This window comes from Pseudoalteromonas sp. UCD-33C (genome assembly GCF_001306895.1).
GTDB lineage: Bacteria > Pseudomonadota > Gammaproteobacteria > Enterobacterales > Alteromonadaceae > Pseudoalteromonas.
In genome coordinates this window covers 628,593-642,008 of the sequence record NZ_LJTB01000001.1, presented here as the reverse complement: position 1 = coordinate 642,008, position 13,416 = coordinate 628,593, and the positions used below count along the sequence as shown (strand labels likewise).

At 41.8% G+C, this 13,416-nt stretch carries 17 protein-coding genes and 3 tRNA genes; 15 read left to right on the top strand and 5 right to left on the bottom strand.

From position 1 onward, the window contains the following. The first annotated feature begins 1 nt into the window (after position 1). Entirely contained in the window at positions 2-1,525 is a 1,524-nt protein-coding gene (thiE, locus tag AOG26_RS02865) for a thiamine phosphate synthase (protein WP_054561123.1), read from the top strand. Position 1,526: 1 nt separating this feature from the next. After that, positions 1,527-2,282: a HesA/MoeB/ThiF family protein gene (locus AOG26_RS02860; protein ID WP_054561122.1), complete on the top strand. Its 756-nt coding sequence runs from the start codon at positions 1,527-1,529 to the stop codon at positions 2,280-2,282. A gap of 64 nt (positions 2,283-2,346) precedes the next feature. Here AOG26_RS02860 and asd read toward each other — a convergent pair whose 3' ends face one another. Further along, complete coding sequence (gene asd, locus AOG26_RS02855; protein WP_200907852.1) at positions 2,347-3,213, bottom strand: archaetidylserine decarboxylase; 867 nt, start codon at positions 3,211-3,213, stop codon at positions 2,347-2,349. Positions 3,214-3,231: 18 nt separating this feature from the next. After that, entirely contained in the window at positions 3,232-4,290 is a 1,059-nt protein-coding gene (gene rsgA, locus AOG26_RS02850; RefSeq protein ID WP_054561121.1) for a small ribosomal subunit biogenesis GTPase RsgA, read from the bottom strand. Positions 4,291-4,412: 122 nt separating this feature from the next. Between rsgA and orn the strand changes: the two genes are divergently transcribed. From orn to AOG26_RS02830, 4 genes are all read left to right on the top strand, one after another. Continuing rightward, positions 4,413-4,958 (top strand): oligoribonuclease, encoded by a 546-nt coding sequence (gene orn / locus AOG26_RS02845; RefSeq protein ID WP_054554138.1) that lies wholly within the window; start codon positions 4,413-4,415, stop codon positions 4,956-4,958. Between the two features lie 259 nt (positions 4,959-5,217). Then, a tRNA-Gly gene (locus tag AOG26_RS02840) sits at positions 5,218-5,293 on the top strand. Positions 5,294-5,378: 85 nt separating this feature from the next. Further along, positions 5,379-5,454 (top strand) — tRNA-Gly (locus AOG26_RS02835). A gap of 92 nt (positions 5,455-5,546) precedes the next feature. Then, a tRNA-Gly gene (locus tag AOG26_RS02830) sits at positions 5,547-5,622 on the top strand. 70 nt (positions 5,623-5,692) lie between these two features. Here the strand turns inward: AOG26_RS02830 and AOG26_RS02825 are convergent. The 3 genes from AOG26_RS02825 to AOG26_RS02815 all read right to left on the bottom strand — a co-directional run bounded on the left by AOG26_RS02825 (position 5,693) and on the right by AOG26_RS02815 (position 7,090). After that, on the bottom strand, positions 5,693-6,118 hold the full coding sequence (locus tag AOG26_RS02825) for a secondary thiamine-phosphate synthase enzyme YjbQ (protein WP_054561120.1): 426 nt from the start codon (positions 6,116-6,118) through the stop codon (positions 5,693-5,695). Beyond that, positions 6,115-6,582: a chemotaxis protein CheX gene (locus AOG26_RS02820; RefSeq protein ID WP_054554140.1), complete on the bottom strand. Its 468-nt coding sequence runs from the start codon at positions 6,580-6,582 to the stop codon at positions 6,115-6,117. Before AOG26_RS02820 ends, AOG26_RS02825 begins: the two co-directional genes overlap by 4 nt. 73 nt (positions 6,583-6,655) lie before the next feature. Further along, positions 6,656-7,090, bottom strand: a complete 435-nt coding sequence (locus AOG26_RS02815; RefSeq protein WP_054554141.1) for a transcriptional repressor — start codon at positions 7,088-7,090, stop codon at positions 6,656-6,658. 94 nt (positions 7,091-7,184) lie between these two features. Between AOG26_RS02815 and AOG26_RS02810 the strand changes: the two genes are divergently transcribed. From AOG26_RS02810 to AOG26_RS02770, 9 genes are all read left to right on the top strand, one after another. After that, positions 7,185-7,805, top strand: a complete 621-nt coding sequence (locus tag AOG26_RS02810; RefSeq protein WP_054561119.1) for a MarC family protein — start codon at positions 7,185-7,187, stop codon at positions 7,803-7,805. 155 nt (positions 7,806-7,960) lie between these two features. Continuing rightward, entirely contained in the window at positions 7,961-8,383 is a 423-nt protein-coding gene (locus AOG26_RS02805) for a hypothetical protein (RefSeq protein WP_130166181.1), read from the top strand. A gap of 236 nt (positions 8,384-8,619) precedes the next feature. Continuing rightward, positions 8,620-9,597: a tRNA dihydrouridine(20/20a) synthase DusA gene (gene dusA / locus AOG26_RS02800; protein WP_082401551.1), complete on the top strand. Its 978-nt coding sequence runs from the start codon at positions 8,620-8,622 to the stop codon at positions 9,595-9,597. A 236-nt stretch (positions 9,598-9,833) separates the two neighbouring features. Continuing rightward, positions 9,834-10,508 carry a PspA/IM30 family protein gene (locus AOG26_RS02795; protein ID WP_054561117.1) on the top strand — a complete coding sequence of 225 codons (675 nt, stop codon included), beginning with the start codon at positions 9,834-9,836 and terminating at the stop codon, positions 10,506-10,508. 10 nt (positions 10,509-10,518) lie between these two features. After that, positions 10,519-10,725, top strand: a complete 207-nt coding sequence (locus AOG26_RS02790; protein WP_054554145.1) for a PspC domain-containing protein — start codon at positions 10,519-10,521, stop codon at positions 10,723-10,725. A 9-nt stretch (positions 10,726-10,734) separates the two neighbouring features. Further along, positions 10,735-11,061 (top strand): hypothetical protein, encoded by a 327-nt coding sequence (locus AOG26_RS02785; RefSeq protein ID WP_054554146.1) that lies wholly within the window; start codon positions 10,735-10,737, stop codon positions 11,059-11,061. Positions 11,062-11,141: 80 nt separating this feature from the next. After that, the gene (locus tag AOG26_RS02780; RefSeq protein WP_054561116.1) at positions 11,142-11,648 is read left to right on the top strand and encodes a copper chaperone PCu(A)C; all 507 of its coding nucleotides are present in this window, start codon (positions 11,142-11,144) and stop codon (positions 11,646-11,648) included. Positions 11,649-11,656: 8 nt separating this feature from the next. Then, positions 11,657-12,643: a DUF2333 family protein gene (locus tag AOG26_RS02775; RefSeq protein WP_054561115.1), complete on the top strand. Its 987-nt coding sequence runs from the start codon at positions 11,657-11,659 to the stop codon at positions 12,641-12,643. Positions 12,644-12,647: 4 nt separating this feature from the next. Further along, entirely contained in the window at positions 12,648-13,415 is a 768-nt protein-coding gene (locus tag AOG26_RS02770) for a TIGR04219 family outer membrane beta-barrel protein (protein WP_054561114.1), read from the top strand. Position 13,416: the final 1 nt, after the last annotated feature.

The window sequence follows — 13,416 nt, the reverse complement described above, 5'->3', positions numbered from 1 at the left end:
CATGAATCAGGTTGTATGGACCATAGCTGGCTCAGATTCGGGCGGCGGTGCAGGAATTCAAGCCGACATCAAGTCAATGCAAAGTTTTAATGTACATGGCTGTACGGTTATTACTGCTTTAACGGCACAAAATAGTTTAGGTGTAGAAGCACTTAACCCGATTTCAACAGAAGTGATTGAGTCGCAACTATTAGCCTTAGCCAGTGATATGCCTGCCAGTGTGATTAAAATTGGCATGCTTGCCAATGTGCAGCAAATACAGCTTATTAGTGAGCATTTAAAACATTACAAAGCAACTTGGGCAGAGCCGCCTTTGGTTGTTTATGATCCGGTTGCCATTGCCTCAAGTGGTGATTTATTAACAGAAGAAGATACTGTTAGTGCCATTAAAGAGTGCTTATTGCCATTAGTCGATGTAGTAACACCGAACACCCACGAAACGCAGCTATTAACAGGTGTTTATTTGATTGGCCCAAGCGCAGTGAAAGAAGCCGCAGAAAAGTTAACTGACTTTGGTGCAAAAGCGGTGATTATCAAAGGGGGTCATTGGGATTACCCAAGTGGCTATTGCATTGATTACTGCGTGCAAGGTGAGCAGGAATATTGGCTTGGTAACGAAAAAATTCAAACTCCGCATAGTCACGGTACTGGATGCAGTATGGCTTCTGTTATTGCAGCGTGTTTATCTAAACAGTATCCACTCAAAGATGCCTTTATTTTAGCAAAAGCCTATATAAACCAAGGATTAAAAGCAGCGGTTCGATATGGTGAAGGGATTGGCCCCGTTGCGCACACTTGCTTTCCAACAAATCTAGCAGATTACCCACAAGTCATCGAGGCGGGAAGTTGGCTAGGTGATGAACTCGACTTTGATTGCCCGGTTGATTTTACCATGGCCGCAGGTTTTGCCGAGTGCGACTCTAAACAGCTTGGGCTGTATGCCGTTGTAGATACAGTTGATTGGTTAGAGAAGTGTTTAGCCGAAGGGGTTAAAACAGTTCAATTAAGAATGAAAAATGCAGACGATGCAACACTCGAAGAGTCGATTGCAAGTGCGGTTATGCTGGGGCAGAAGTACGATGCGCAGGTGTATATCAATGATTATTGGCAATTGGCGATTAAGCACGGCGCTTATGGTGTGCATTTAGGGCAAGAAGACTTACAAACCGCTAATTTAATTGCCATAAAAGAGGCGGGGTTACGCTTAGGTGTGTCGACTCATGGCTTTTATGAGATGCTGCGTGCACATAATTACAGACCAAGTTATATGGCGTTTGGTGCTATTTATCCAACCACAACCAAAGACATGACTGGGCAAATTCAGGGCTTAGAAAAGCTAGAAAAATTTGTGCCGTTGATGGCCGATTATCCAACGGTTGCAATTGGCGGGATTGATTTATCACGTGCTGAGCAAGTTGCGAGCACGGGTGTTGGCAGTGTTGCCGTAGTGCGTGCGATTACTGAAGCCGAAGACTACCAAGCAGCCATTGCCAAGTTAAAACAGCTGGTCGAAGGTCAGTCATAATATGAGCGCGTTAAGCGACAAAGAGCAAATTCGTTATAGCCGCCACTTGCTATTAAAAGAGGTGGGGCATGCGGGGCAGCAAAAGTTAAAGGCTGCACATATTGTGGTTGTTGGAGCTGGTGGGCTTGGCTCACCAGCACTGTTTTATTTAGCGGCAGCAGGAATAGGAACGCTCACTTTGATTGACGACGATAAAGTTGAGCTTTCAAATCTACAGCGACAAATACTCTATAAAGTAAACCACATGGGGCAGGCAAAAACACAGGCGGCTGCCAAGGTGTTAAGCAGTTTAAATAATCAAATTACGGTTAAGCCTCTATGCCAAAAGCTTGATGAAAGTAACTGTGCTGAGTTACTTGAAGGTGCTGACATCATCCTCGATTGCAGTGATAACTTTGCTACCCGCTATTTGGTTAATCGCTATTGTTTAGCTAAATCTATCCCACTTGTATCAGCTGCAGCTATTGCAACGCAGGGGCAGGTGATGAGTTTTGATTTTCGTGATGAACAGAGCCCTTGCTATGGTTGTATATTCCCGCAAACGAAGGAGCAAACAGCGCTTAATTGTGACAATGCTGGGGTATTGAGCCCGTTACTGGGTGTTATGGGAAGCATGCAAAGTTTATTGGCTATCAATATATTGCTTGGCCATAAAACGGGCAGCGAATTTATTCAATTTGACGGGCTAACACTAATACAGCAGCGCTTTAATATTCAAAAAGATAGTGAATGCTCAGAGTGTAATCGTGGAGTGTAGGCGCGATTTATAGTGAATTTTAAGCAAACCACTTTTGCTCAAGTGGTTTGCTAAATTGTACTTATTAGTCGTTAATTTTCGCAAATGGTGTGCCCATGCGCGTCACTGTTTCTGGGTGTTGATCTGATAAGAAATCAGCTTGATTTGCACCCCAGGCTAAAATAACGGTCGAGCCTAACTTAAAGCGACCCATTTCTTCACCCTTCTTCAGAGTAATCGCGTTGTCACCTGTGGTTGGGTAATTCCAACTAAATACATCTTTACCTGCTGGTGGCGTGACTGTGCCTGCCCAAATAGTCTCGATGCTAGCAACAATTGTTGCACCAACAAGTACCATGGCTAGCGGGCCAATTTCAGTCTCAAAGATAGCCACAACACGCTCGTTACGAGCAAATAGGTTAGGTACATTTTGCGCTGTTAACGGATTTACCGAAAATAAATCACCCGGTACGTAGATCATTTTGCTCAGCGTACCATCAACAGGCATGTGAATACGGTGGTAATCTTTAGGCGCTAAATAAATAGTGGCAAATTTACCGCCTAAAAACGGCGCTGTGTCTTCTTCTTTGCCACCAAGGAGTGCTTGTAAGCTGTAGTCATGGCCTTTTGCTTGGATGATTTGACCGTCTACTACATCGCCTAATTGGCTAATTGCACCATCAACTGGGTGAGCAATAATGTCGCTTTCTTCAGCAAGTGGACGAATACCTTCTTTTAATGGGCGAGTGAAAAACTCATTAAAAGTTTTGTAATGAGCTGGATCTGGGTATTTAGCCTCACTCATGTCAATTTTGTATTGTTTGATAAACAATTTAATTAAGGCCGTTGTTAAGCCACCCGCTTTTGCTGCTGCTAACTTGCCAACCATGCGCGAAATGAAATGTTTTGGCATGGCATATTGCATAGCAATTTTGAATTTATCTAAACTCACTTGTTATTTCCTAAATAGTTATACGCGAGGAGCGCGTGCACCAGCACGGCCGTCGGCCATAGTTTCTAAAATTCGGTGGTAACTGTCAAAACGAAGTTCTGAAATTTCACCATCATCAACAGCTTGGCGAATTATACAGCCTGGATCGTTTAAATGCTTACAATCGCGAAAACGACAGCCACCAATAAAATCACGGAACTCTTTAAAGCACCATGTAACGCGCTCAACATCTAAATGCCATAAGCCAAACTCACGAATTCCTGGTGAGTCGATTAGGTTACCACCACTTGGTAAATGGTGTAATCGCGATACGGTTGTTGTGTGTTGACCAAGGCCGCTGTTCTCAGAGACTTCTTGGGTTAGGATGTCTGCATCTGGCAGTACAGTGTTTACTAAGGTTGATTTACCCACACCACTTTGACCAACAAAAATGCTGTTTTTATCGACCAGTTTTTGTTTAAGCTCAGCAATGCCTTGACCGGTTTTATTACTGACTAATAGTACTTGATAACCAAGGTCGCGATAGATATCGAGAATTTCATCAATAAAAGCAAGGCCTTCATCGTCAATTAAATCTATTTTATTAAGCACTAAAATAGGCTCAATCCCCATGTCTTCACAGGCAACTAAATAGCGGTCGATAATGTTTGGCGTAAACTCAGGGAGTACTGCAGAGACCATTAAAATTTGGTCGATATTGGCAGCGACGACTTTCACGCCGTCATAAAAATCAGGTCGTGTTAGTTGTGAGCGACGCTCATGGGTTGCTTCAATAACGCCTGCTAAGTCGCCTTCGCTAACTTTTGCACGGCGAAAAATAACTTCATCACCACATACAAGGCTCGATACTGTTCTGCGTATATTACAGCGCAATACTTCGCCTGATTCGGTTTCGATATCGGCATGTTGGCCAAATCGACTGATCACAACCGCATTTTCGGCAGGGCCTAAATTGTCATTTTGCCATTGCACAGTTGCCCCTTTCTGTTGCTTTTTATCTGCATTAGAGAGGCGTTTTTGATGATTGGCCTTAATTCGACGCGATTGGCCTTTACTTAATTTCTTTTGTTTTGCCACTTTTGGCCTATAACTTGAGTAAATGTCGGGCTTTTTGAAAAAAAAGCTTTAGGTCGACTGATGATACTAATATGATATATCTAAATGCGTTGGATCTAAAGGAAAGCACCGCTAAGGTAACTATGTCTTTTCATAAATCAAATCTTATCTGGCTCGACCTGGAAATGACAGGCCTCGAACCGGCAACAGATAAAATACTCGAAATTGCCACTGTTGTCACCGACAGTGATTTAAACATCTTGGCTGAAGGCCCTGTTATTGCTATTCATCAAAGCGATGAACTGCTTGATGGCATGGACGAGTGGTGCACGACTCAGCACGGTCAATCTGGTTTAACAGCTCGTTGTAAAGCAAGCACATTCACTGAACAAGATGCTATTGATCAAACATTGGCATTTCTAAAGCAATGGGTACCTGCGGGTGCTTCACCTATGTGTGGTAATTCTATCGGCCAAGACCGCCGTTTTATGAATAAGTACATGCCTGAATTGGAAGACTACTTTCACTACCGTAACCTTGATGTGAGTACCGTTAAAGAACTTGCACGTCGTTGGAAACCTGACGTATTAGCGCAAGTGAACAAAAAAGGCTCACATCTAGCCCTCGACGATATCAAAGATTCGATCATGGAATTAAAGGTTTACCAAGAAAAATTCTTTAATTTGTAAAAAACATTTGCAAACACATCGGATTATTGTAGAATCCTGCCCCGCTTAAGACGTTAACCCCCGCGGGGTTGGTATGTCTCTAAGTAATTGAATGCGGCACTAGCTCAGTTGCCAGAACGTTTTACCGCAACCTTCAGGTTGTGCGCCAACGGACAAATTACTGACTACTTTTGAATGCGGCACTAGCTCAGTTGCCAGAACGTTTTACCGCAACCTTCAGGTTGTGCGCCAACGGACAAATTACTGACTACTTTTGAATGCGGCACTAGCTCAGTTGGTAGAGCGCAACCTTGCCAAGGTTGAGGTCACGAGTTCGAGCCTCGTGTGCCGCTCCAATTTCTCACCAAAAGAAATTGGCTTAAGTTTCAAGGGGAAAGTAACTAACTTGAAGCTTGTAACTTAAAACTAGTAACTTATTGTGCGGCACTAGCTCAGTTGGTAGAGCGCAACCTTGCCAAGGTTGAGGTCACGAGTTCGAGCCTCGTGTGCCGCTCCAATTTCTCACCAAAAGAAATTGGCTTAAGTTTCAAGGGGAAAGTTGAAAGCATTAGCTTGAAACTAGAAACTTGCAGCTTACAACTTATTTATGCGGCACTAGCTCAGTTGGTAGAGCGCAACCTTGCCAAGGTTGAGGTCACGAGTTCGAGCCTCGTGTGCCGCTCCAATCTCTAAAAAATCCCAAAAACACTTTCTTAAATATAAAGCCAAGTTTTGCTTACAGCTTACAGCTAGTTTTAGATCTGGCCTTGAACAGTCGCGATAATACGTCTAGCGCCACCATGATCTCGGTGTTCACCTAAATAGATACCTTGCCAAGTACCTAGCATTAAACGGCCTTGGTTAATTGGAATAGTGAGCTCAGCACCTAGTGTACTGCTTTTTATGTGGGCTGGCATGTCGTCATCACCTTCATAATCATGGCGGTAATAACTTTGTCGTTCTGGCACAAAATGATTGAAGTGACTTTCCATATCCATTCTTACTGTAGGATCTGCATTTTCGTTAATAGTTAAGCTTGCAGAAGTGTGTTGAATGAATAGGTGTAATAAGCCGACTTTGTATTGTGCTATTTCTGGAAGTTGACGAAGTAGCTCGTCATCAATGATGTGAAAGCCTCGTGAGCGAGGCTTCAATTGAATGGTTTTTTGCTGCCAGCTCATAGTTTATCAAAGCTAACTTCAATATTGGCGTTACCATCAGCAGACGTGAATGGAATTAACACCTTGGCGCCTTCACATTTATGTGCAATTGTATGTCCCTTACCAGACACTACAACTGGCGTTGCCATATCAAACTCATAGCCTTTTTCGCCAAGTAAGTTTTTAGCGCCACCTGTCACCATGTTAGTAATTTCACCTACCATGTCGGTTACTTCTTCGTTCACCGTATCAGGGCGTTCACCTAGCATTCTTTCCATAATCGTCAGTGCTAGATTTTCATCAAAGGTGATTGAAAGTGAACCTTTAGTTTGTGGGCCAACCATACCAATCAAACCTGATACATCGCCACGGGCTAGTTCGTCTTTCTTTAAACTAGGTTTGCCCGGCTTTAATTCTGTTTGAGCCATAGTGCTCAAAACATTTAATAATGATGATAAAAAAGGGTTGATGAACTCCACATTCATTATTTATTTTCCCTTAGGTTTCGAAATGCTGTTAATCATACTTTAAGTGTAGTGGTTGTTTCAAACACCGCACTTATTCTTTGCATTTTTCGCATTTACCGTGCGCTTCAATTGTTTGTCCTGAGACAATAAACCCACTTTCTGCTGCTAAGTTATTAAGTTCATGAGAAATTACTGTTGAATGTAATTCTTTTACATAACCACAGCTGTCACAAATTAATAACTGTACAGGGTGAATGTGATCGAAATGATGGCACAGCATAAATGAGTTGGTGCTTTCAATTTTATGAATAAAGCCAAGTTCCGATAAGAAATCGAGCGCTCGATAAATAGTGGCAGGTTTTGCGCCTGACTCAGTTAATTTGAGTTGTTCTAATAGGTCATAAGCACCCACACCACCTTGCGCACTAGCTAATAGGCGGAATACTTTTTCACGGATAGGTGTGAAACGTGCACCACGATTATCGCATACTTGTTTTGCTTTACTGACGAGTGATTCTATATTCATCTTCTCTTATCCTTACGCTACCGTGATATACTAACATACTGTATTGTAGTTGCAGTGTTTTTATTCACTAACACGTTTTCAGGGAGTTTTCTTAATGAATGAATTGCTAGCTGCATTCATTTTCTTTTTTGCCGTCATTGATCCTATCGGGACCGTGCCTGTTTTTATTGCTGTTACACGCTGGGATGACGCCAAATTTAAGCGCAAAGTTGCATTAAAAGCGGTTGGTGTTTCGGCATTAGTGCTATTATTTTTTGTTGTTGCGGGCGAGTTACTTTTAAACGCGATCAATATTCCACTTTCGGCATTTCAGATTGCCGGAGGTATCGTATTATTACTGTTTGCTCTGTCGATGATCTTCGGTGAAAGTAAACCAGAAACAGAAATCAAAAGTGTTCGAGATAGCACCGAAACCGCTATTTTTCCGTTGGCGATTCCTTCTATTGCCAGCCCCGGTGCTATGCTTGGTGCAGTACTGATGACTCGAAATACCGAATACACTTGGTATGAGCAACTTATAACCTCATCAATTATGCTTTCTGTACTAGTAATTGTATTGGTTTTATTACTGCTTGCCACGCATGTTCATAAGTTAATTGGTGATAGTGGCGCGAGCATTATCAGTCGGGTGATGGGCTTAATTTTATCGTCAGTAGCGGTTACCAATATCTTAGGCGGTATCGCTCACTACTTCGGTTTGAGTGTTGTCGGCTAGTTTTAATTTAAAGTGCATTTTCAGTGATTTAAACTTTGAATAATTGCCTTCTTTTATCTAACTTTAAAGAAGGCAATATAAAATTTAAGGAACAAAGAATGCTAATCAAAAATGTCGTCTTATCTGTTTTTCTGATTTTTAGTTTAGGTGCTTGCATGGAGCCGACCTATGATAGTGGTAAGCTAAAAGTTATCGAAGTAACAGATCATGATTTTAAAATTAATGGTGAAAGCGCAGTAACCGTAATTGTTGGTCATGCCAATGTGGCGGAATACAGCTTCTCACTTCGTAAAAGTGATTTAAAGAAAGGCACGCTCCTGCAGTCTGTGTCTGACAGTAATCCAAATGTACGTGCAGATGGTACCTTCTTTAGTGAATATTATGTGCAATCAAAAGATCATGATACGCGTGCATCAATTGAAATTGTCGAAATGGACCCCGTTGAGAAAGTAGCACGAATTGCAGTGGGCGCTAAATTAGTTAACCTCAAGAACGAGGACTACAAAGAGCTTGAAATTACGATTTTGGAACTAACGGGCCAAAACCTTGAACACCTTCTTAGTAAAGTAAAAATGTAGTCTTAGTATTTAACCTTATTCATCAAAGAAGTGAGATTGCAGTACACTTCTTCGCCTCTTTTCACCATCTGATCTTCGATTAAGCCATGCCGCGAGCTAGCTTCGGTGGTATAATGGTCACAATTTTTCATTTCGGTGCATACCTAAAGGGTATGTGTCATCGCTATATTAAGCGTTAATCGTATTAGGTAATTTAAGTTGCAAGTAAATGCATTGATCTTTAAAGGGGCCATGTTATGAGCACAACGACATTAAACCGCCGTTTTTCCGTGGCACCCATGTTAGATTGGACTGATCGTCACTGTCGAACCTTTCACCGTAAAATGACTAAGCATGCTGTGCTTTACACTGAGATGGTGACAACCGGCGCTATTTTATTTGGTAAAGGCGATTACCTACACTTTAATGAGCATGAAGGGCCAGTGGCATTGCAACTTGGTGGCTCAGATCCTGAAGCGTTGGCTAAGTGTGCAAAGTTAGCGGCGGAGCGCGGCTATCATGAAGTAAATTTAAATGTCGGCTGTCCGTCTGATCGCGTGCAAAATGGCCGTTTTGGTGCTTGTTTAATGGCTGAGCCTAAACTGGTTGCTGACTGCGTTGCTGCAATGAAGGCCGAAGTGACTATTCCTGTTACTGTTAAAACGCGCATTGGTATTGATGAGCAAGATTCGTATGAGTTTTTATGTGCTTTAATTGAAGCGAGTCATGATGTTGGTTGTGATGACTTTATTATTCATGCGCGTAAAGCTTGGTTAAATGGCTTAAGCCCAAAAGAAAATCGTGAGATCCCACCTCTTGATTACCCGCGCGTTTATCAGTTGAAAAAAGATTATCCGCAATTGCATTTAAGCTTAAATGGTGGCGTGAAAACAATTGCTGATAGCGTAGCTCACCTTGAGTATGTTGATGGCATTATGATTGGTCGTGAAGCGTATAGTAATCCGTTTATTTTGTCTGAGGTCGACGAAAACATATATGGTGATGAAGCCTTTACGCTGAGGCGTCATCAGGTTGTGCGCTCGATGTATGACTATATTGAAGATGAAATGAGCAAAGGCGCTAACTTTTGGCATATTGCTCGCCATATGTTGGGAATTTTCCAAGGCCAACCTGGTGCGCGTGGTTTTAGACGCCATCTTTCAGAAAAAGGCCATGGTAAAGCGGCCGATTTATCTGTTATGGATAAAGCCTTAAGTTTTGTCCCAGAAGCCTAATCATTTACCCTATTAAAAAAGCCACATTTTGTGGCTTTTTTTGATCCTAAAATTTAGTGAAAAAGTTAATTTTTTAGTCAAATTAGTTATTTTTCATTCAGTCACTAGTCAGCCTAAATCTAAATTTAATTGACTCAACTTATTGTATATAAATGATAATTTTAATTTATTCGTTAGTTGGCACAAGAATTGGAATCTCCTAGCTGTATTAACCCAATAATCAACAGGAGAGTCACATGGGTGTATTAAATCGCGTAAATGACATTATTCAGGCAAACCTTTCTGCAGCACTAGACAAAGCTGAAGATCCTGAAAAGTTACTTAATCTACTCGTGCAAGAAATGCAGGATGCACTGACTGAATGCCGTGCAACTGCTGCGACATTTTTAACGCAAGAAAAGCAAATGAAGCGTGAAATTGCAGCGAAACAAGCGAAAGTAGCTGATTGGCAAGCGAAAGCAGAAAAAGCGCTAAGTAAAGATCGTGACGATCTTGCCAAAGCAGCATTAGTTGAAAAGCAGCGTTTAACGACAGAAATCGAAGCGCAACAAGCTGAAATGGATAAAGTGGCAGAGTCACTCGCTAAATTGACAGAAGATTGTCAGCGTTTACAAAACAAGCTTGCAGATGCAAAAGCCAAACAGCTGACTTACATGCAAAAAGAACGCGTTGTTACAGCACGCTTAAAAGTAAAAGAGCAGCTGCATAGCAGTAAAGTTGAAGATGCATTAGCGCGTTTTGACTATTTAGAGCAGCGCGTTGAAAACATTGAGTCGCAAGTTGAAGCGTATGAACTTACACAAAGTGATGCTGCAAATTCAACAGCAGCACAATTCGCTGCCCTTGAGAAAGATGAAGCAATCGATAAAGAGCTTGCTGACTTGAAAGCAACGATGAAGCAGTCGGCTTAGGAGGTTAATAATGAATACTTATCACACATCGACACGTTGGTACCGTGATCTGAGTAATAAAAAGATCTCGGGTGTGTGTAGCGGACTCGCTGCGCGCTTGGGCTTCCCTGTATGGTCAACACGTTTGGTCATGATCATATTACTTATTCAAATGCCGCTGTTAATAGGCGTGGGTTATTTAGTGGCTCATTGCACTTTACCAGTGAAAGGTTACTAGGAGTAGGACATGAAAACGTTAGCTATCATCATTTTGGCAATGTTATTACTATGCACTGATGCGGTTTCATTTGTATCGTTTGACTCATGGCAATTACCTTTATCAATTGCTGATATGAGTTGGGCTGGGCTTGAGGTCATCGGTGCAATAGTGGCAGTCATTGCCGTCGTTGCAGGTGTTGCGCTATTCACTATTGGGCTGCTAGGCGCAGGTGTTGTTGCTTTGATTGGTGTTGTGCTTGCGTTTTTATTTGGCTCAGTAATGATTGCATGGCCACTTTTACTCATCGCAGCATTATGCTGGTTGATTGCCGATAACAAAAAATCGCCAGCTTAAGGTACTAATAAACTGCCTTAATACATAAAATATGCTAAATTTAGCGGGTAAGTTAATGTCTTAACAAGGATTAAAACATAATGAAACTGTGGCCCGCACTCTCTTTTCTTACCGCAAGTTTATTCTTTAGTACTTTTTCATCTGCCCATAGTGGCCATGACCATAGCGATGTTGCCGAAGTAACTGTAAGCAACGCGCAGGTACGTGAATTTTTACCAGCCAGTAAAGCCAGCGTGGCTTATTTAACTATTACTAACCCAAGTGAGCATGCAACGGTATTAACTAAAGCTGAGCTTGATGGTTTAGGACGTGTTGAAATTCATCAGCATACTCATGTTGATGGCATGATGAAAATGGAACAGGTTTTATCATTAAAGATTGATGGTCACAGCAGTGTTGAGTTTAAACCGGGTGGTTATCACTTAATGGTGTTTGAACCTGAAGATCAACTAAAAGCAGGGCAAGAACGAAAACTCACGCTATATTTTAATGATGGCAATCGAGTTTTTACTCAAGCCAAGGTTGTGTCTTTACAAGAAATGTCTGAGCAGGCATCAAAAAAAAGTAAAGAGCACTCACATCACTAGGAGGTATTATGTCTGAGCATAAAGGAAAAATAGCCAGTGCATTACTTATTATACTAATTATTTTTTACGCGATTGCTGTTTACTGGAGTAGTGAACCAGCTCGTATGGATGTTGTTAGCAAGGCAAAACAGGAAGCGCAAATGCGCGGTGAAAAGTTTGTCACCGGCTACACAACAACAACTACGTTGATCAATGTGGCAAGTACATTATTAAATAAGCCTGGCGGCTACTTATCTAACGATATGATGCCACCAAGTGTAATGATGGATAACATGCCGGCGTGGGAATATGGCGCGCTTGAGATGACCCGAGATTTAGTGTTGTCGATGCGTAAAGACTTCAGCCGTTCACAGTCTCAATCAACTGAGCACGAAGCTCTTAAAAAAGCACAGCCGCAATTTAATATAAGCTCGGTAGCATGGGCATGGCCTAGCGCAGAAACTGAATATCAAAAGGGTATTGATTTACTGGTTGTGTATCGCACTCAAATTGCGGATCAGAACGATCGAGATAGCCAGTTTTATGCCCGGGCCGATAACTTACGTGGCTGGTTAAAAGAAGCTGAAAAGCGCTTGGGTAGTTTAAGTCAGCGTCTAAGCGCAAGTGTTGGCCAAGATCGTTTGAACACTGATTTAGCTGGCGATACTGCAGCTCATCAAGCAACATACACCCCTTTGCAAAGCCAAGTAAAAACATCTTGGTGGCAAATTGATGATGTATTTTATGAATCGCGTGGTGCAACGTGGGCATTACTGCACTTTTTACAAGCGGTTGAATATGATTTTGCTGATGTCTTAGAAAAGAAAAATGCTCGTGTTAGTCTGCAACAAATTATTCGTGAATTAGAGGCCACGCAAGAAACTGTGTGGAGCCCAATGATCTTAAATGGCAGTGGTTTTGGTTTTGTTGCTAACCACTCACTGGTCATGGCGAATTATATTTCTCGAGCCAATGCGGCTCTAATTGAACTTAGCGAACTTTTAGCGCAAGGATAAAATGATGAAAAAGTACTGTTTAGCAGCTGCCCTTTCAATGGCCTGTTTAGCTCCAACAGCGCAAGCTGATACATTATTAGGTTTATACCTAGGTGTTGATGGCTGGCAATCAGATAACAGCGGTAGTTTTGCTCAAGACGGAAATCTACAAAGCTTTAAATTTGATGATGAAACGTTTACGAGCTACTACGCAGCACTTGAGCACCCAGTGCCGTTAGTACCAAACATTAAACTAAAATACACTGAACTTGAGTTAAATGGTGATACAACACTTGATGAAACATTTAGTTTTGGTGGTTCTGATTATGTGGTAGGCACACAAGTAGGCACAGTAAGTGATTTATCACATGTTGACTACATCCTATATTACGAAATCTTTGATAATGATTTGGTTTCAATTGATTTAGGTGTAAACGCTAAACAATTTGACGGTGAAATTACGGTAACGGGTACATCGCAAGATGGTGGCCAAAACACGACTGAGCGCGTTGATTTTTCTGGTTTCGTACCTTTAGTGTATGGTCGTGCTGAAGTTGGTTTGCCGTTAACAGGTTTAAGCGTATTCTTTGAAGGTAGCTTACTGGCTATCGACGATAGCAAAATTCAAGACTACCAAGCGGGTGTTGCATACGCTTTACTTGATAACTTAGCAATTGATATGGACATTAAAGCGGGTTACCGCTCAATGACTTTAGAGCTTGATGATATTGATGATATCTACACAGATTTAGATGCATCAGGCCCATTTGCGGGTATTCAAATCCACTTCTAAT